The sequence below is a fragment of the Polymorphospora rubra genome (genome assembly GCF_018324255.1).
In the GTDB taxonomy this organism is placed as follows: domain Bacteria; phylum Actinomycetota; class Actinomycetes; order Mycobacteriales; family Micromonosporaceae; genus Polymorphospora; species Polymorphospora rubra.
This window is the reverse complement of sequence record NZ_AP023359.1, coordinates 7,114,148-7,131,401: the sequence shown is the minus strand read 5'-3', so window position 1 is coordinate 7,131,401 and position 17,254 is coordinate 7,114,148. Positions and strand designations below refer to the sequence as shown.

Genomic DNA, 17,254 nt, shown 5'->3' with positions numbered 1-17,254 from the left:
GGCGGCCGGCCGGGCTCTGGCGTACGGCGGTCCGGCCGTGGAATGATGCGGCCACGGACGGCACCACCACTGCGGGTTCGGAGGCGGCGATGTCTGGACCGATGTTCGACGTACGGCCGATCTCCGGCGCGCTCGGTGCCGAGATCCACGGGGTACGGCTGACCGAGCTGACCGACGAGGTCTTCGCCGAACTGAAGCGGCTGCTGCTGACGTACCAGGTGATCTTCATCGTCGGGCAGGACGACCTCACCCCGGCCGCGCACGTCGACTTCGGCCGCCGGTTCGGCGAGGTCGAGCTGCACCCCTACCTGCCCCGGCTCGACGGCCAGCCGGAGATCGTCATCATCGACTCCGAGCGGGGCGGCAAGGTCGACGTCTGGCACACCGACATGACCTTCCACGCCAACCCGCCACTGTGCTCGATCCTGCACCTGGTGAAGTGTCCGAGCACCGGCGGCGACACGATGTGGAGCAACCAGTACCTGGTCTACGAGCGGCTGTCGGCGCCGATGCGCGACCTGCTCGACGGGCTGACCGCGGTGCACGCGATCCGCATCGGCGGCAGCGACTTCGCCAGCCGGGCCGAGCATCCGGTGGTCCGGGTGCACCCGGAGACCGGCCGCCGCTCGCTGTACGTCAACCGCCTGTTCACCTCGCACATCCCGCAGCTCACCCGCAACGAGAGCGACGCGCTGCTGCAGTACCTCTTCGAGTTCTCCGAAGGCCCGCAGTTCGTCTGCCGCTACCGCTGGCGGCCCGGCGACGTCGCCGTCTGGGACAACCGGGTCACCCAGCACTACGCGGTCAACGACTACGACGAGCCGCGTCGGGGGCAGCGGGTCACGGTGCTCGGCGACGCGCCGGCCGGCGGCGAGCCGCGGTGGGAGCACTACCAGGCGCCGCCCGGCCAGCGGTACTGGCCGGCCCGGGTCAACGCCGTTGAGAACTACTGACCACGGCCGGTCGGCGCGGCCCGCCGCGACGGGTGGAGGCCGCCGGTGGCGCTGATCCTCATGGTGATCCACGGCACCGACGGCGACGTGCTGCCGTTCGTCCGGGTCGGCCGGGCGCTGTGCGCCCGCGGCCACGACGTGACGGTGCTGACCCACGCCTACTACCGCACCGCCGTGCACCGCGCCGGGCTCGACCTCGTCGCCGTCGACACGGTCGCGGAGTACGAGCGCTATCTCGCCGACGCCGCCGGCCAGTTCGGCGAGACCGACATCGCGCAGTTCCGCCGGCACTTCGACCGCACCGGGCTGTTCGACCAGCTGCTGCTGGAGTGCCGGGAGATGCTGCGCCTGCACCGTCCACAACAGACGGTTCTGGTCGGCGCGCCGATCTCCGGGCAGTCGGTGCTCACCGCCGCCGAGGCGCTCGACGCGCCCGCCGTCTGCCTGGCCGCCTCGCCGTTCCAGCTGATGGCGCTGCCCGGCGTCGCCGGCGTCTACCGCCAGGTGCTCGCCGACGGCGTCGACGCCGCCCGCGCCGCGATCGGCCTCGGCCCGGTCACCGACTGGCCCGGCTGGATGTCGTCGGCCCGCCGCTACGTCGGGCTGTGGCCGGCCTGGTTCGACGCCGCCGGCCCGCCCGCACCGGCCGGCACCGACCTGGCCGGGTTCGTGCTCGCCGACGAGGACGCCCCGGACGACGTACCGCCGGGCGCGCGGGAACTGCTCGCTGGCGACGTGGCGCCGGTCCTGGTCACCGGCGGTACCGGGCGGCTGCTGCAACGCCGTTTCTACCGCACCGCCGTCGACGCGATCCGCGCGCTCGGGCGGCCCGCGCTGCTCGCGGTCCGGCACGGCGACCTGGTGCCCGATCCGCTGCCGCCCGGGGTGCACCGGTTCGCCCGGCTGCCGTTCCGAGCCGTGATGCCCCGGGCCGCCGCGGTGGTGCACCACGGCGGCATCGGCACGCTCGGCCGGGCGCTGGCCGCCGGCACCCCGCAGGTGGCGATGGCGGCCGGGCTGGACCGGCCCGACAACGCCCGGCGGCTGGCCGCGTACGGCGTCGGCCGCTGGCTGCCGGAGCAGGACTGGACCGCCGACGCGGTGGCGGCGGCGCTGCGGGCGGCGATCGACGACCCGCCGCCGGCCGTGCCCGACCCGCTCGCGGCGACATCGGTCGACCGGGCCGCCGACGCGGTCGAGTCGGTGTTGCCCGACCTCACCAGGCGACCGGAAACTCCGCTATCCCGCAGTTGATCCGCTCCTGCCGCCACGGCAGTTCGTCCAGCGGGACCGCCGGCCGCAGCGCCGGGAAGCGGCGTAGCAGGGTGCCGATCGCCACCTCGATCTGGAGCCGGCCGAGCGCCGCCCCGAGACAGAAGTGCGGGCCGTGTCCGAAGGCCAGGTGCGGGTTCTGGGGGCGCCCGATGTCGAAGGCGCCCGGATCGGGGAAGACGTCCGGGTGCCGGTTCGCGGCCCACGGCACGGCCATCACCGTGTCGCCGGCCCGGATCAGGTGCCCGGCCAGTTCCACGTCGGCGACCGCGGTCTGCGGCAGGAACATCGGGCTGACCGACGTCCAGCGCAGGATCTCGTCGACCGCGGCCGGCAGCAGCCCCGGGTCGGCGCGCAGCCGGTCGAGCTGCTCGGGATGCAGGAACAGGGCGCGCAGGCCGGCGCTGGTCGAGTTGATCTCCCGCCCGCCGATGAGTACGCCGACCGCCAGCCCGACGATCTCCTCGTCGCTGAGTTCGTCCTCGGCCTGTGCCGCGAGCCACGCCGAGAACAGGTCGTCGCCGGGGTGCTCCCGCTTGGCGGCCAGCCGCCCGGCCAGGTAGGCGCGCAGCTCGGCGACGGCCTGGACCGCCTCGGGGGAGTCCTGCCCGGCGATGGCCAGGATCGCCGCCGTCCACTCGGCGAACCGGTCACGGTCGGCCAGCGGCACCCCGAGCACCTCGCAGATGACCCGGACCGGCAGCGGCGCGACCAGCCCGGCGATCAGGTCGGCCGGGCTGCCGCCGGCCACCATCTCGTCGAGCAGCTCGTCGGTGATCTGCTGCACCCGGGGCCGGTACGCCTCGACCCGGCGGGCGGTGAACGCCCGGGCGGCCAGCCGGCGCAGGCTGGTGTGCGCCGGCCCGTTCATGCTCAGTTCCCGGACCGGGCAGCCGCCGCCGGTGTCCGGTGCGCCGGTGGGGTAGGGGTCGCCGTGCCGGGTGAACCGCGCGTCGGCGAGCACCGTGCACACCTCGTCGTAGCCGACGACCAGCCAGGCCGGCCGGCCGCCGGGCAGCTCCACCCGGCTGACCGGTTCGGCCCACACCATCCGGAGCAACTCGTCGGGCAGGTCGCCGTGGAACGGCTCGAAGGGATAGGTGCGCAGCGTTTCACCGATCGTCATGGGTTCCCCTCGAGGCGCCGCCAGGAATTGAAGCATACGATTCCGATCCGGCGGGCGGGAGCGCCCGTACGGCCGGGTTTGTGATCGGGTCGACACCGGCTGTCGGTGCTGGTCGGGGCGCCTGCGGCCGTAGCGTGTCAGGGTGCGTGGGGCTGCTGAGACGAAGGCCGGGCGGCGCTGGTCGACCCCGGAGATGCTGCGTACCCGGGCGGCCCGGGTCTGGGTGCACCGCCGGGTCGTGATCCAGGCCGGGTCGGCCGCCGGGCTGGCCTGGTTCCTCGCCCAGTACGTGATGGGGCACGAGATGCCGTTCTTCGCACCGATCTCGGCGGTGCTGGTGCTCGGCGCCTCGGCCGGCCAGCGGCTGCGCCGCACCGTCGAACTCGTGGTCGGGGTCGCGGTCGGCATCTTCGTCGGCGACCTGCTGATCGTGCTGTTCGGGGCCGGCCCGCTGCAGTTGGCGCTGGTGGTCGGTCTGGCCGTCGGCGCGGCCCTGTTCCTCGGCAGCGGTGCCCTGCTGATCAACCAGGCCGCGGCGTCGGCGGTGCTGATCGCCACCCTCTACCCGCCGTCCGGCGGCATCTACTACACCCGGTGGCTCGACGCGCTGATCGGCGGCGCGGTGGCGTTCGGCGTACACGCGCTGCTGCTGCCCGGGGACCCGCTGGCCACCGTCGGCCGGGCGGTCGGCCCGGTGCTGGACACCCTGGCCGAGGCGCTGACCGCGACCGGCCGGGCGCTGCGCGAGGCCGACCCGGCGGCGGCCGACGCGACGCTGGCCGGCCTGCGGGCCACCGAACCGCTGCTGCAGGAGTTGACCGACGCGCTGGCCGGCGCCCGCGAGACGGTCGCGGTGTCACCGATCCGCTGGGGCGACCGGTCGGCGCTCGGCATGTACGTCACCGCCGCGCCGCACCTCGACCACGCGGTACGCAACGCGCGGGTGCTCGCCCGCCGGCAGCGGGCCGCGCTGCGTACCGGCGAGGCGGGGCCGCCGGTGCTGGCCGAGGCGCTCGACGAGTTGGCCGCCGCGGTCCGTGCGCTGCACCAGGACCTGGACCGGGGGCGGGAGTCGGTGGACGGCCGTCGGCACGCGGTCCGGGCCGCCCGGCTCGCCGGCGAGGTGTACGCCGCCGGGGTGGGCCTGTCGACGGCCGCGATCGCGGCGCAGGTCCGCTCGGTCGCGGTCGACCTGATGCTGGCCTCCGGGCTGGCGGAGCCCGCCGCGCACGCTGCCCTGGACCCGGATGGCGGTCCCGCCGACCGGGACGATTGACGGCGGCTCCGTGCACGCGGCCGTGCCGGCCATCCAGTGCGGATGACCGGCACGGCGCGTGGTGGGAGATCGGATCAGACGCCGGAGATCGCGGTGATCCACGCCCGGTTGGCCGCCACCGAGGCGTAGTTCTGGAGGGTGCTGCCGTTGCCGGTCGAGCAGACGCCGACCTGCTGGCCGTTGTAGAACTGCGGGCCGCCGGAGTCGCCCTGCCAGGCCACGCCGTTGCCGCGGTTGCTGCGGATGGCCGGGCCGCCGTACGCGTCGGTGGCGCTGAGCGAGGTGACGCCGACCGTGGCGGTCTTCAGCTGCGACGACGGGGCACAGTTGGTGCAGGTGCGGCCCCAGCCGTAGATCTGGTTCGTCGAGCCGACCGGCGGGTTCGCGTTGGCCAGCGTCACCACCGACGGGCTGGTGATCGCGCTGCTCAACCGCAGCAGGGCGACGTCGTTCTGGCCGTAGGTGGCCGAGACCGAACGGGTCTGGCCGCCGGAGCCGTAGTAGACGCTACCGACCCGGACCGACATCGTGCCGCCGAGGCAGTGCCGGGCGGTGAGCACCCAGCTCGCGTGGATCAGCGAGCCGGAGCAGGCGAACGAGCCGTTCTGGAACACCGCCGCGGCCCACGGGGCCGAGGCGACGGTGCCGCCGCCGATGATCGGCGCGGGCGCGGCGGCCGCGGTGGAGGGGGCGACGAGGGCGCCGGTGAGTGCGGTGGCGAGGATCGCCAGGGTCAGTCGGATGCGCAAGACGGGCTCCTTACCGAGGGATTCCACCCGGGGTTCCGGGGCGGTCGGGGCGACGGCGGGACGGAATCGGTGCGATCCGCGCCGCCGGTCTCACTGCCGGCGTACGGATGGCCGCCGGCTTGAGGCCTCACGCTAGGAGTGGCCTGCGGCATTCACAAGTATCGATAGTGTTGTTTTCGGATGGTGCGGTCCGGCCGCCCCCGGGTTGCGTGCCGGTGTGGTGAGTCCGCCCACCATCGGCCCCCGGTCCGCCCCGGTCGGCTAGGGTGGCAACCGGCGCCCGATCTGGCGGGTCGCCCCGGACGAGCCGCGTGTCGTACCCGGCGTTGCGAAGACGACGCGCAACCCACCATGGCCTCCGTCGCACCTTCCCCTCCCGCTCCGCCCGGCCGCCGACGCGTGCCCGGGCCGTGTGGCCGCGACCGGGGCCGATCCACGCGGAAAGGACGGAACAGACATGGCATGGCTGCTACTGATCATCTCCGGCGTGCTCGAGACGGTGTGGGCGATCGCGCTCGGCCGCAGCGCCGGCTTCACCCGACCCGTACCGTCGCTGGTCTTCGCGGTCGCGCTCGTGCTCAGCATGGCCGGCCTCGCGCTCGCCCTGCGGGACATCCCGATCGGCACCGGCTACGCCGTCTGGGTCGGCATCGGCGCGGTCGGCACCGCCACCGTCGGGATGGTCGCCCTGGGCGAACCGGCGACCGTCGCCCGGATCACCTGCCTGCTGCTGGTGGTCGCCGGCGTCATCGGACTCAAGGTGTTCCACTGAGTAACCGGCCCGCCACCGGCGTCCACTGACGTACCGACGGCTGTCCACCGATCGGTGGACAGCCGTTGTCAGTCTTCCGGGCGTCCCGGGCGGCCCCGCCGACCGCGACGATCGATACATGACTGATTCCGCCGTGCTGGTACGCGGCCTGACCAAGCGGTATCGCGACAACCTCGCGGTCAACAACGTGGACCTCAACATCGCCGCTGGCGAGATCTTCGCTCTGCTCGGCCCGAACGGTGCGGGCAAGACCACCACCGTCGAGATCCTCGAGGGCTACCGGGACCGCGACGGCGGCGAGGTGGAGGTGCTCGGCGCCGACCCGCAGCGCGCCGGCCGGCGCTGGCGCTACGGGATCGGCATCGTCCTGCAGGACGCCTCCGACCTCAGCGAACTGACCGTCCGCGAAACCGTGCGGCACTTCGCCCGCTACTACCCCAACCCCCGCGACCCCGACCAGGTCATCGAGCAGGTCGGTCTCGCCGCCAAGGCCAACTCCCGGGTCAGCACCCTGTCCGGTGGCCAGCGGCGCCGCATCGACGTCGCCGTCGGCATCGTCGGCAACCCGGCGCTGCTCTTCCTCGACGAGCCGACCACCGGCTTCGACCCGCAGGCCCGCCGGCAGTTCTGGGACCTGATCCGCTCCCTGGCCCAGGAGAACGGCACCACCGTCCTGCTGACCACCCACTACCTGGAGGAGGCGGAGAACCTCGCCGACCGGGTCGCGGTCATCGTCAAGGGCCAGGTCGTCGCCGAGGGCGACCCGGCCACCCTCGGCGGGCGCGCCGAGGCCAAGGCGACCGTCTCCTGGCTCGAGAACGGCGAGCACCGCACCCAGGAGGCCACCGACCCGGGCACCCTGATCGCCGAACTGACCGCCCGCCACGGCGGCACCGTTCCCGGCCTGACCGTCAGCCGGCCCAGCCTCGAAGACGTCTACCTCGACCTGATCGGGAGCGCCCAGAAATGACCACGACCACCACCCGCCCCGCGACCACCGGGAAGGATCCCTCCGCGCTCAGCCTCGGCCTGCACCGGGGCGTGATCGAACTCAAGGGCTTCTTCCGCGAGTGGGACAACGTCGTCTTCACCTTCGCCCTGCCGATCGTGCTGCTCGCCCTGCTCGGCTCGCTGTTCAGCGGCATCTACGAGGGCAGCACCGTCACCTCGGCGCAGTACTTCGTACCCAGCATGATCGCCGCCGGTGTCGCCTCGGCCACCTTCGTCAACCTTGGCATCAGCATCGCGGCCGACCGGGACGACGGCACCCTCAAGCGGCTGCGCGGCGCCCCGATGCCCAAGTCGGCGTACTTCCTCGGCAAGGTCGTCATGGTGCTGGTCATCAGCATCGCCGAGGTGGTCATCCTGCTCGGCCTCGGCATGCTGCTCTTCGACGTCGAACTGCCGACCGAGGCCTCGCGTTGGGTCACCTTCGGCTGGGTCTTCCTGCTCGGCGTCATCGGCTGCTCGTTCCTCGGCATCGCCGCCAGCAGCCTGGCCCGTACCGAGCGCAGCGCCGCCGCGGTGATGAACCTGCCGTACATCGTGCTGGCCTTCATCTCCGGCATCTTCTACACCCCGATCAGCGCGCTGCCCGAGCCGCTGCAGCAGCTCGGCGCGGTCTTCCCGCTGAAGTGGATGGCCCAGGGCTTCCGGTCGGTGTTCCTGCCGGACGACATCCTGCCGCAGGAGATCGTCACGACCTCGTGGGAGCATGGGCGGATCGCCCTGGTCCTGGGGGCGTGGTGCATTGGAGGACTGCTGCTGTGCCTGACGACCTTCCGCTGGCGCGGACGGCGGGACCGGTAGTCCCCATGGAGGACACGCCGACCTGGCTGAACCGCTTCCCGATGTGGGACGCCTACTTCGGGCTGGTCGCCGTCGGCACGTCGGGCTTCGTCGCCACCACCGGCTCCGTGCCGGTGGTGGCGCGGGCCTGGGCGGTCGCCCTGCTGGCCGGCCTCGCCGCCTGGTACTGGCTGTACGGGCGGCCACTGATCCGCAGCGAGATCGAGGACCGCCGCGCCTACGTCTACTTCGCCGGCGTCGTCGTGCTGATGACCCCGGCCGTCGCACTGGTCAGCGTGTCGTCGTTCGCGCTGCTCGCCCTCTGCCCACAGGCGTACATGCTGATGGACGCGCTACGGGCGACGATCGCCGTACTCGTGCTCAACGCCGCCGACGTCGTGGTGGCCTACGAGTCCACCCGCGACCTGGCCGACACCGTCGCCGGCCCGCTGCCGGTCGCGGCGACCATCGTTGTCGGCTCCGCCGTCTTCGGCACCTGGGCCCGCCGGGTCACCATCCAGAACGACGAACGGGCCCGGCTCATCCGCCAACTCGACGGCAGCCGCGCCGAGGTCGCCCGGCTGTCCCACGAGGCCGGCGTACTCGCCGAACGGCAACGCCTCGCCGGCGACATCCACGACACCGTCGCCCAGGGACTGACCAGCGTCATCATGCTCATCCAGGCCGCCGACGCCGAACTGGAACGCGACGTCGCCCAGGCCCGCCGACACCTCGGCCTGGCCCTCGACACCGCCCGCGACAACCTCTCCGAGGCCCGCGCCCTGGTCGGCGCGCTGACCCCGGCCGAACTCGACGGCTCCTCGCTCGCCGACGCGCTGGCCCGGCTGGTCGACCGGTTCGGCCGGGAAACCGGCGTACGCGTCGACTTCAGCACCGAGGGCGAACCCGTCGGCCTGGCCACCGCGGTCGAGGTGGTCCTGCTGCGGGCGGTCCAGGAGTCGTTGGCCAACATCCGCCGGCACGCCGGTGCCGGGCTGCTCACGGTGCGACTCGCACACCTCGGCGGCACCGTCGCCGTCGAGGTCGCCGACGACGGGCGCGGGTTCGATCCCGAACAGGCGTCCGGTGGTTACGGACTCGGTGCCATGCGGGCCCGGGTCGAGCAGGTGTCCGGCAAGCTGACCGTCGACTCGGAACCCGGCCGCGGCACCACGATCAGGGTGGAGGTACCCGACCTGTGATCTCCGTACTGCTGGTCGACGACCATCCGGTGGTCCGCGCCGGAGTGCGCGGCATGCTCGACGGCGAGCCGGACATCGCCGTCGTCGGCGAGGCCGGCTCCGGCGCCGAGGCGGTCACCGCCGTCCGCGCCCTGCGCCCCCACGTCGTGCTGATGGATCTGCGGATGCCCGGCATCGACGGGGTCACCGCGACCGGCCAGGTGCTGGGCGTCGCCCCGACGACCCGGGTGGTCGTCCTGACCACGTACGAGACCGACACCGACATCCTGCGCGCCGTCGAGGCCGGCGCCGCCGGCTACCTGCTGAAGGACACCTCCCGGGCCGACCTGGTCAACGCCGTACGCACCGCGGCCCGCGGCGAGACCGTCCTGGCACCGTCGGTCGCCACCCGCCTGCTGCACCGGGTACGCCGCCCACAGCACGAGTCACTGTCGCCACGGGAGACCGAGGTGCTCCGCCTCGTCGCCCGCGGCCTGTCCAACGCTGAAATCTCCCGCGAACTGCACATCAGCGAGGCGACCGTCAAGACGCACCTGCTGCGCGCGTTCGCCAAACTCGGCGTCTCCGACCGTACGGCGGCGGTCACCACCGCGATGTCCCTCGACCTGCTCTGATCCGCCCGCCGCCGGTCGGTGCGGGACCGGCAGGAGCACTCCTGCCGGACGTCCTGCCTGTTGTGTGGTCGCCGACATCGATTGACTCGACGTCATGACACAGACCTGGAAGGCGACCACCCGCGCGGTGGTCGCCGGCGTACTGATCGGCGCCACGGCACTGATCGGCCCGCTGACGGCGCCCACCCACGCGGCGCCCGGCCAGCCGTCCGGGGCGGCGGCACCGACGCCGACGCCCGACCGCGGCTCCATCCACGATGTCATCCCGGCGCGGATCCTGGACAGGATGACCGCCCAGGCCCCCCTGATCGACGCGGCCAACGTCATCCGCACCGCTGTCGACGCCGCCCCGCCGCGCGGCTACGCCGGCATCGGGCTCGTCGACGACCACGTCACCCTCTGGTGGAAGGGCGCCCTGCCCGCCGACATCGCGGCGGCGGTGGCGACCGCCCGCCGCACCGCGCCGGTCGAGGTGGCCGCCGCCACCTACTCGCGTGCCGAACTGAAGAAGGCGGCGGCGAAACTCCGGACCGCGGTCGACGCCGACCCGACCGGCGCCACCCACGCACTCCGGTTGCGCACCGACGGCTCCGGCATCGACGTCGCCGTCGACGACGCCGCCGGCGCGAGACTTCCGAAGCTGCCGGCGACCGGGGTCAGCACCCGGATCGTCCGGAGCGAGCCGATGGTCGAACGGTCCCGGTTCGACGACGCCGCACCGTACGACGGCGGGATCGGGATCGGGTTCACCACCTACGGCTGCACCGCCGGCTTCGGCGTACGCGACGCCGTCTCCGGCACCGGCTACCTGCTCAGCGCCGAACACTGCGGAGCCATCGGCTCGCCCTGGCACATCGCCTGGAACACCACCACCAACACCGGGACCCTGGTCGGCTACGCGGTCGCCAGCAACGACGACCACGACACCATGCTGATCTCGACCTCGTCGCCCGGCAGCCACATCTACGTCGGCGGCCAGCACGACGAGGTCCGCGCCGAGGTCGTCGGCTGGACCGAGGTCTTCCCCGGACAGCTGCTCTGCCAGTCCGGATACACCTCGGCCGGCGAACTCGGCGGCCCGGTCTGCAACCTGCGGGTCGAGTTCCACTACGACGACATCGAGGACCTGGTCGAGGCCACCCAGCTCGACGGCGAGGAATCGGCCCGCGGCGGCGACAGCGGCGGCCCGGTCTACGCGGTCAACCCCGACGGCACCGTCCTGGCGGCCGGCACCACCACCCGCTCCGCCGGCCCCGGCTTCGGCTTCCAGGACTTCGCCACCGCCCGCGACGACTACGGCGACATCGTCCCGGCGACCGCACTCGCGAGCAGCTGCCGGGTCTCCTTCGTGGTAACCAACTCCTGGAGCACCGGATACACGGCCAGCGTCACCGTCTACAACGACGGCCCCGCCGTCAACGGCTGGACGCTGGGGTGGGCCTTCCCCGCAGGCCAGGTCGTCCAGGGCCACTGGAACGGGGTCTTCCAGCAGACCGGTGCCGCGGTCACGGTGACCAACGAGAACTACAACGCCGCCATCCCGACCGGTGGCGCGGTCAGCTTCGGCTACAGCGCCGACGGCCTGCCCACCACCCCGGCGCCCTTCACCCTCAACGGCACGACCTGCAACTGACCCCTCCCGCCGGGTCGGCGGGACCGCACCGACATTCCCGGTAACCCCCACCACGCCAGGCCCCGCCGGAACCACCGGCGGGGCCTGGCCACCGGCGTACCACTAGCCGATCTGCTTCTCCCAGACCGACACGTGCTGTCGGCTCTCGTGGGTGAACGGCATTCGATTCCAACCGTCCCAGCGATCGCGAAGGCGAAGTCCGGCGAGTTGTGCCATCAGGTCCAGTTCGGACGGCCAAACGTAACGGAAGGGAATCGAGCGATACGACCCGACCCCGTCGACGATGCGAACGTAGTTGGAGGTCGTGCCCTGGGTGGCGACGTCATAGACGTCATACGCCCAGCCGGTGGGGCTGGCCTGGTAGGGCACGATGTTCTGGCCGTGGGGGAGCCGCCGCAACTCGGGGACCATCACCTCGATGATGAAGCAGCCACCCGGCTCCAGGTGGTCGGCGACGTTGCGGAAGCAGGCCACCTGGGCTTCCTGGGTGGTCAGGTTCATGATCGTGTTGAAGACCAGGAAGGCCAGCGAGAATGTCCCGTCGACCTTCGTGGTGGCGAAGTCGCCGATCGTGACGTCAATCGCGTCACCGCCCGGCTTGGTGCGCATCTGGTCGACCATCGCGCGGGACAGGTCGATGCCATGTACGGGTACGCCCCTGCCGGCGAGCGGCAACGCGATGCGGCCTGTCCCGATGCCCAGCTCCAGTGCGCGGCCCCCGCCGGCGATTTCGGCCAGTACGTCGACCGTCTCCCCGACGACGGCGGGATCGGACATCTCCGACGTGGGATCGTCGTATTTGGCCGCCACATCTCTACCGAAATACCCATCCGAGTCATGCATCCCCGGACTGTAAGGTGACCCCCTCGTGGGTGCCCCCGATTTTCTGGTGGATACAGCCGTAAGCTGGACGCGCCGAGATTGGCCGACGTCTACCGTCTCGCCCGTCCGACGAGTTCGATCGCTGCTACGCCGACTCGTCCGGCAACGTTGTCCACGGCAAGCCCGGCACCGACCGTCGACCGGCCGAGAAGATGTCCCTGCCGAATCACGACCTTGCGCGGGAGGAGGCGGCGGACCGACGGCGGGCGCGCCACCTCCTCCTGCGTTTGCCGTTGCGACTGGCCGAGCGCGGTCAGACGCCCAAGCCCCGGCGTTGGTGCATCCGTCCGTTTCCGTCAAGCTCGATGATGGTGTCGACGCCGATCCGCTCCAGAAACGCGAAGTCGTGGCTGACGATGAGAAGCGCGCCGCGGTAGGCATCCAGTGCTTCGGCGAGTTGCTCGACACTCGTGATGTCGAGGTTGTTCGTCGGCTCGTCCAGGATCAGCAGCTGTGCGGGCGGCTCGGCCAGGAGGAGCCGGGCGAGCGAGACGCGGAACCGCTCACCGCCGGACAGCGTACGGACCGCACGGTCCACGCTGTCACCACGAAGCAGCAGCCGCGCGAGCTGGTTGCGGATGGTGCCGGCCGGCATGCCCGGCGCAACCGCCCGGACGTTCTCCATGGCGCTGGCGGCGTCGTCGAGTCCGTCGAGACGCTGCGGCAGATACCCGACGAGTTCGGTGACGAGGCGGCCGTGAGGTCGCCCGGGAGTCGGCTCGGCGCGGCGGACAAGCTGTTCGATCAGGGTCGACTTCCCGGTGCCGTTCGCGCCGATGAGCGCTACCCGTTCCGGCCCCTGGACAACGATGCTCCGGCCGTCGTCCTCGAGTTCGGCCAGGCGTCGCCCCCGCGGGACATCCGGGTCGGGCAGGACGAGACGGATGTGCTCCTCCTCGCGGACGCGTGCGTCGGCGGCGTCGACGGCGGCCTGCGCGGCCTGGACCTTGTCGTCGAGTGTGGAGCGAAGCGACCCGGCGGATGCCTGGGCCCTGCTGGCGCGGTTGCCTGCGAGGATTTTTGGGATGCCGCCGTCCTTCTGGGTCTTCTTTGCGGTCCGCTCGCGACGGGCCAGCTTCGTCTCCGCCTCGATGCGCTGTCGCTTTTCGACCTTGAGCGCCTGTTGAGCCGAACGGGCGGCCTGCACGGCGGCTGCCTGCTCCTGCTCCTGGTGCTCCTTCCAGGCGCTGTACGGGCCGCCGAACGTGTCCAGCGTGCCGCTGTGCAACTCGGTGGTGTTCTCCATGTGCTCCAGCAGTTCAAGGTCGTGGCTGACGACGATGAGCGTCCCCGGCCACTGGTCGACGAAATCGGCCAGCTTGGCGCGCGTCGCGTGGTCGAGGTTGTTCGTGGGCTCGTCGAGCAGCGTGATCGGCGTGCGGCGGATCCGTAGCCCGGTGATCGCGATCAACATGGCCTCCCCGCCGGAGACCTCGGCAACGCGACGGTCGAGGTCCGTGGCGGAGAACCCGATTTGGTGCAGTGCCTCGTCGGCACGGGACTCGATGTCCCAGTCATCGCCGACCGCATCGAAGTGGCGCTGGTCGACGTCACCGGACTCGATCGCTCTCAGCGCGTCGAGGATCGACTGAATGCCGAGCAGTTCGGCAATCCTGGTGTCCGGTCGTAGCGTGAGCGTCTGCGGTAGGTAACCGACTTCGGCGCTGGTATCGATCTGCCCGCTACTCGGCTGCAGTTCGCCGGCGATGAGGCGGAGCAGGGTGGACTTGCCTGCGCCATTACGACCGATCAGCCCGGTCCGGCCGGCGCCGAATGTGCCGTTGACGCCGGTGAGCGCGACGGTGCCGTCGGGCCACTCGAAGGTCAGGTCACGCAGGGTGACGGCAGATTTCGTCGACATTGCGGTGCTTCTCCTTACTTTCCCGTCAACCGCCGACTGGCGTGACGGGGATCAGTTCTGTGACGCTGACGTGACCACGGGGCCGTATGCCGATGCAGCGAGAGGGCGACCGAATGGGGGAGGAGCCGCGCTCCTGCGGCACGAAGCCGCTGCCCGGACGTCGGACAGGAGGAGGTCACGGACCTGGCAAGGTCGTAGTCGCGCGTTCGCAGTCGTGCCCGGACCGGAGGTCGGTGCGATGCGAACGTGCCGGCGAGGTTCACGCGACTGTGTCGACGCCCGGCAAGGGCGGACTAACGCGCGTGCGTTGAGAAACGATCGTTCACCGATGCGGAGGACGCCCGCACGGGTGAAAGCCACCGGCAGTTCGGTGGCTAGGCTCTGTCTACCTCAATCAGTTCCATACCCCCACCCTATCAAGCCTGCATCCCCGTCCGGTGGAGTTCGGGGCCGAACAGGCCCGGCGGCGGAGAGCCGAGGATCGACAGCGGCAGGAGCACGCCGCCTATCGCAGCCTGGTTGCCGTGCGGAGGAGCCCGGCGACGGCCCGCGAGCGGCTGTGCGGGGGCCAGGCGAGAACGGTGGTGACGTGAGGTGCGTCGGTCAGGGGGACGGCGGCATGCCCGTTCCACAGCCAGGATCGGGAAGAGGCGCAGAGGACGGCCATGGTGTGCCCGAGGGCGATCAGCTGGGCCAGCTGCGACTGGTCGTGGATCTCGGGGCCTGGGCCGGGTTCGTAGATGCCGTCTTGACGGGGCCAGCGGGCGACCGGCAGATCCGCCACGTCGCTGATGTCCGCCATGGTCAGCGACGTACGGGCGGCGAGAGGATGCCCGGCGGGCAGGATGGCGACCTGTTGCTCGGTCAGCAGGTCCTCGGTGTCGAACCCGGCGAGAGCGTCGAAAGGCCGCTGCATGAGAGCCACGTCGGCGCGGCCGTCGCGCAGCATCCGCGCCTGTTCTCCCATTCCGCACAGCAGCACGTCAATGTCAACCGCGTCAGGTTCGCCGGCGTGGGCGTCCAGGAGTTTCCGTAGCAGCTCGTGGTTCGTGCCGGCCTTCGTCGCCAGCGTCAGCCGGTTCGTGGCGGATGCGGCGCGTCGGGTGCGGCGGGCGGCTGCGCTGGTCGCGTCGAGGACGGTGCGGGCCTCGTCGAGCAGTACCCGACCCGCGTCGGTGAGGGTGACGCCGCGGCGGTTGCGATCGAGCAGGGTGACACCGAGGCGCCGCTCGAGCTGCGCAATCGCCCGGGACAACGGGGGCTGGGCGATGCCGAGGCGCTCGGCCGCCCGGCTGAAGTGCAGCTCCTCGGCGACGGTGACGAAGTACCTGAGCTCGCGGGTCTCCAGCGTGTCCACCGGACAACGGTACTGCGGTGATACCGGCCGGGTATCACCGCGCACCTGAACGGTGTAACGGTTCCACTCGCCGCCGAGCCACCATCGGCCTCATGAGCGACAAGAAGACCGCGCTGATAACCGGCGCGAACAAGGGACTCGGATACGAGATCGCGGCAGGGCTGGGCGCACTGGGCCACCGCCTCGCGGTGGGGGCCCGCGACCAGGCCCGGGGCGAGGCGGCCGTGAAGAGGCTGCACGACGCCGGAGTGGACGCGTTCGCGGTTCCACTGGACGTCACCAGCGACCGGAGCGTCGCGCAGGCCGCGGAACTGATCGAACGCCAGGGCGGACGCCTGGACGTTCTGGTCAACAACGCCGGCATCTCGGGAGAGACGGGACCGGGATGGGTCCAGGATCCCACCACCCTCGACCTCGAGGTCGTCCGTACGGTCGTGGACACCAACGTCTACGGCGTGATCCGGGTGACCAACGCGATGCTGCCGATGTTGCGGCGCTCGGCCTCCCCGCGCATCGTCAACATCTCCAGCAGCGTCGGGTCGGTGACCTGGCAGGCGGACCCGGACATCGAAGTCGGCCCGGTCATGGCGGCCTACTCGCCGACGAAGTCGTACCTCAACGCCGTCACCGTGCACTACGCGCGGCAGTTCACCGGCACGGACATCCTCATCAACGCCGCCTGCCCCGGCCTGGTCGCGACCGACTTCACCGGCTTCCAGGGCCGGCCTCCCCGCGAGGCCGCGGCAACCGCGATCCGGCTCGCCACACTGCCCGACGGCGGGCCGACCGGCTCGTTCTTCAACGACGACGGCGTCATCCCCTGGTAACTCCGACAACCCCCGACAAACCAATGGCCCCGTACGCCGATCACGCCTGCCCGGCGATGCCGAACGCGGCCTCGACCAGGGTGGGAAGGACCTGGGCCGCGGATCCGCGCAGGTTGACGGTGCAGATCTGGTCGAGTGACGTCGGCTGCGGGTTGATCTGGATGACGGCAGCGCCGGAGCGTGCCGCGATCCGGGGAATCTCGGCGGCCGGGTACACCACGCCGGAGGTGCCGACGGCCAGCAGCACGTCGCAGGCCGCGGCGGCTTCGACCGCCGCGGTCAACGCAGCCTCGGGCAGCACTTCACCGAACCACACCACGCCGGGACGGACGAGTGCGCCACAGCGCACACAACTGGGCGGCGACAGCCGGCTTCCCGTTCCCGGATCGGCGGCCTCGTCGTCCTCGCTGTCTGGAAAGACCGCCGGGTGGCCGTCCTCCGCCACACAGCGGGGTGCGAAAAGACTCCCGTGCAGGTGTATCGGCGCCCGGGATCCCGCCCGCTCGTGCAGGTCGTCAACGTTCTGGGTGATGACGACGGTATCGGGGATCAGGGCTTCGATGGTGGCCGTGGCGCGGTGTCCGGGGTTGGGCTGGGCCCGGCGCACCCGCGCCCGACGCCACTCGTACCAACCCCACACCAGGTCCGGATCCGCGTGGAACGCCTCCGCGGTGGCGAGCTGGTGGGCGTCGAAGCGGGCCCACAGCCCGGTGAGCTCGTCACGGAAGGTCGGTACGCCGCTGTCGGCCGACATCCCGGCGCCACTGAGCACGACGACCCGACCCGCCTGGCCAAGGAGTGGGGCGACCCCCGGAGGCAGAACACTCTCCATCCGGCAGATCCTGCCATCCGGGCTCGATCGCCGGTTTCCACCCGTTGACTTCACTGCCCGGCGGAGCCTCCGGGCGGTGAGAGCGGAGTGGTGCTCCCACCGCCCGAACG

At 71.6% G+C, this 17,254-nt stretch carries 16 protein-coding genes and 1 riboswitch; of the genes, 10 read left to right on the top strand and 6 right to left on the bottom strand.

Annotated features, from left to right (window positions below; all coding sequences use genetic code 11):
- Positions 1-89 precede the first annotated feature (89 nt).
- A complete protein-coding gene (locus Prubr_RS31235; protein ID WP_212818590.1) occupies positions 90-953 on the top strand; it encodes a TauD/TfdA dioxygenase family protein in 864 nt (287 codons plus the stop codon).
- Between the two features lie 45 nt (positions 954-998).
- Positions 999-2,207, top strand: a complete 1,209-nt coding sequence (locus tag Prubr_RS31230; RefSeq protein ID WP_212818588.1) for a glycosyltransferase — start codon at positions 999-1,001, stop codon at positions 2,205-2,207.
- Here the strand turns inward: Prubr_RS31230 and Prubr_RS31225 are convergent.
- A complete protein-coding gene (locus Prubr_RS31225) occupies positions 2,170-3,351 on the bottom strand; it encodes a cytochrome P450 (protein WP_246567901.1) in 1,182 nt (393 codons plus the stop codon). The two genes, Prubr_RS31230 and Prubr_RS31225, sit on opposite strands and share 38 nt — an antisense overlap.
- A gap of 142 nt (positions 3,352-3,493) precedes the next feature.
- On the opposite strand from Prubr_RS31225, the gene Prubr_RS31220 reads away from it, so the two are divergent.
- Complete coding sequence (locus tag Prubr_RS31220) at positions 3,494-4,627, top strand: FUSC family protein (protein ID WP_212818584.1); 1,134 nt, start codon at positions 3,494-3,496, stop codon at positions 4,625-4,627.
- Positions 4,628-4,701: 74 nt separating this feature from the next.
- On the opposite strand, the gene Prubr_RS31215 is transcribed toward Prubr_RS31220, so the two are convergent.
- On the bottom strand, positions 4,702-5,376 hold the full coding sequence (locus Prubr_RS31215) for a S1 family peptidase (RefSeq protein WP_212818582.1): 675 nt from the start codon (positions 5,374-5,376) through the stop codon (positions 4,702-4,704).
- A gap of 276 nt (positions 5,377-5,652) precedes the next feature.
- A riboswitch (guanidine-III (ykkC-III) riboswitch) is annotated at positions 5,653-5,720 on the top strand.
- A gap of 113 nt (positions 5,721-5,833) precedes the next feature.
- On the opposite strand from Prubr_RS31215, the gene Prubr_RS31210 reads away from it, so the two are divergent.
- The 6 genes from Prubr_RS31210 to Prubr_RS31185 all read left to right on the top strand — a co-directional run bounded on the left by Prubr_RS31210 (position 5,834) and on the right by Prubr_RS31185 (position 11,385).
- The gene (locus Prubr_RS31210; protein WP_212818579.1) at positions 5,834-6,148 is read left to right on the top strand and encodes a DMT family transporter; all 315 of its coding nucleotides are present in this window, start codon (positions 5,834-5,836) and stop codon (positions 6,146-6,148) included.
- A gap of 118 nt (positions 6,149-6,266) precedes the next feature.
- Positions 6,267-7,118 carry an ABC transporter ATP-binding protein gene (locus Prubr_RS31205; RefSeq protein ID WP_212818577.1) on the top strand — a complete coding sequence of 284 codons (852 nt, stop codon included), beginning with the start codon at positions 6,267-6,269 and terminating at the stop codon, positions 7,116-7,118.
- On the top strand, positions 7,115-7,957 hold the full coding sequence (locus Prubr_RS31200; protein WP_212818575.1) for an ABC transporter permease: 843 nt from the start codon (positions 7,115-7,117) through the stop codon (positions 7,955-7,957). Before Prubr_RS31205 ends, Prubr_RS31200 begins: the two co-directional genes overlap by 4 nt.
- A 5-nt stretch (positions 7,958-7,962) precedes the next feature.
- Positions 7,963-9,138 (top strand): sensor histidine kinase, encoded by a 1,176-nt coding sequence (locus Prubr_RS31195; protein ID WP_246567899.1) that lies wholly within the window; start codon positions 7,963-7,965, stop codon positions 9,136-9,138.
- Positions 9,135-9,752 carry a response regulator gene (locus Prubr_RS31190; RefSeq protein WP_212818573.1) on the top strand — a complete coding sequence of 206 codons (618 nt, stop codon included), beginning with the start codon at positions 9,135-9,137 and terminating at the stop codon, positions 9,750-9,752. The genes Prubr_RS31195 and Prubr_RS31190 overlap by 4 nt, the downstream gene beginning before the upstream one ends.
- A gap of 94 nt (positions 9,753-9,846) precedes the next feature.
- Entirely contained in the window at positions 9,847-11,385 is a 1,539-nt protein-coding gene (locus Prubr_RS31185; protein ID WP_212818571.1) for a cellulose binding domain-containing protein, read from the top strand.
- Positions 11,386-11,487: 102 nt separating this feature from the next.
- Here Prubr_RS31185 and Prubr_RS31180 read toward each other — a convergent pair whose 3' ends face one another.
- The 3 genes from Prubr_RS31180 to Prubr_RS31170 all read right to left on the bottom strand — a co-directional run bounded on the left by Prubr_RS31180 (position 11,488) and on the right by Prubr_RS31170 (position 15,476).
- A complete protein-coding gene (locus Prubr_RS31180) occupies positions 11,488-12,228 on the bottom strand; it encodes a class I SAM-dependent DNA methyltransferase (protein ID WP_212818569.1) in 741 nt (246 codons plus the stop codon).
- A gap of 292 nt (positions 12,229-12,520) precedes the next feature.
- Positions 12,521-14,128: an ABC-F family ATP-binding cassette domain-containing protein gene (locus Prubr_RS31175; protein WP_212818567.1), complete on the bottom strand. Its 1,608-nt coding sequence runs from the start codon at positions 14,126-14,128 to the stop codon at positions 12,521-12,523.
- Between the two features lie 505 nt (positions 14,129-14,633).
- Positions 14,634-15,476, bottom strand: coding sequence for a LysR family transcriptional regulator (locus tag Prubr_RS31170; RefSeq protein ID WP_212828753.1), 843 nt, complete (start codon positions 15,474-15,476; stop codon positions 14,634-14,636).
- A gap of 101 nt (positions 15,477-15,577) precedes the next feature.
- Here Prubr_RS31170 and Prubr_RS31165 point away from each other — a divergent pair, with 101 nt between their 5' ends.
- The gene (locus Prubr_RS31165; protein ID WP_212818565.1) at positions 15,578-16,312 is read left to right on the top strand and encodes an SDR family oxidoreductase; all 735 of its coding nucleotides are present in this window, start codon (positions 15,578-15,580) and stop codon (positions 16,310-16,312) included.
- 40 nt (positions 16,313-16,352) lie between these two features.
- On the opposite strand, the gene Prubr_RS31160 is transcribed toward Prubr_RS31165, so the two are convergent.
- Positions 16,353-17,144, bottom strand: coding sequence for an SIR2 family NAD-dependent protein deacylase (locus Prubr_RS31160; protein ID WP_212818563.1), 792 nt, complete (start codon positions 17,142-17,144; stop codon positions 16,353-16,355).
- Positions 17,145-17,254: the final 110 nt, after the last annotated feature.

What these genes read in the sequence shown, in the direction of transcription:
- Prubr_RS31235 (WP_212818590.1), top strand. Translation starts at nt 90, where the DNA reads ATGTCTGGACCGATGTTCGACGTACGGCCGATCTCCGGCGCGCTCGGT.
- Prubr_RS31200 (WP_212818575.1), top strand. Translation starts at nt 7,115, where the DNA reads ATGACCACGACCACCACCCGCCCCGCGACCACCGGGAAGGATCCCTCC.
- Prubr_RS31225 (WP_246567901.1), bottom strand. Translation starts at nt 3,351, where the DNA reads ATGACGATCGGTGAAACGCTGCGCACCTATCCCTTCGAGCCGTTCCAC.
- Prubr_RS31175 (WP_212818567.1), bottom strand. Translation starts at nt 14,128, where the DNA reads ATGTCGACGAAATCTGCCGTCACCCTGCGTGACCTGACCTTCGAGTGG.
- Prubr_RS31160 (WP_212818563.1), bottom strand. Translation starts at nt 17,144, where the DNA reads ATGGAGAGTGTTCTGCCTCCGGGGGTCGCCCCACTCCTTGGCCAGGCG.
- Prubr_RS31210 (WP_212818579.1), top strand. Translation starts at nt 5,834, where the DNA reads ATGGCATGGCTGCTACTGATCATCTCCGGCGTGCTCGAGACGGTGTGG.
- Prubr_RS31180 (WP_212818569.1), bottom strand. Translation starts at nt 12,228, where the DNA reads ATGCATGACTCGGATGGGTATTTCGGTAGAGATGTGGCGGCCAAATAC.
- Prubr_RS31195 (WP_246567899.1), top strand. Translation starts at nt 7,963, where the DNA reads ATGGAGGACACGCCGACCTGGCTGAACCGCTTCCCGATGTGGGACGCC.
- Prubr_RS31165 (WP_212818565.1), top strand. Translation starts at nt 15,578, where the DNA reads ATGAGCGACAAGAAGACCGCGCTGATAACCGGCGCGAACAAGGGACTC.
- Prubr_RS31205 (WP_212818577.1), top strand. Translation starts at nt 6,267, where the DNA reads ATGACTGATTCCGCCGTGCTGGTACGCGGCCTGACCAAGCGGTATCGC.
- Prubr_RS31185 (WP_212818571.1), top strand. Translation starts at nt 9,847, where the DNA reads ATGACACAGACCTGGAAGGCGACCACCCGCGCGGTGGTCGCCGGCGTA.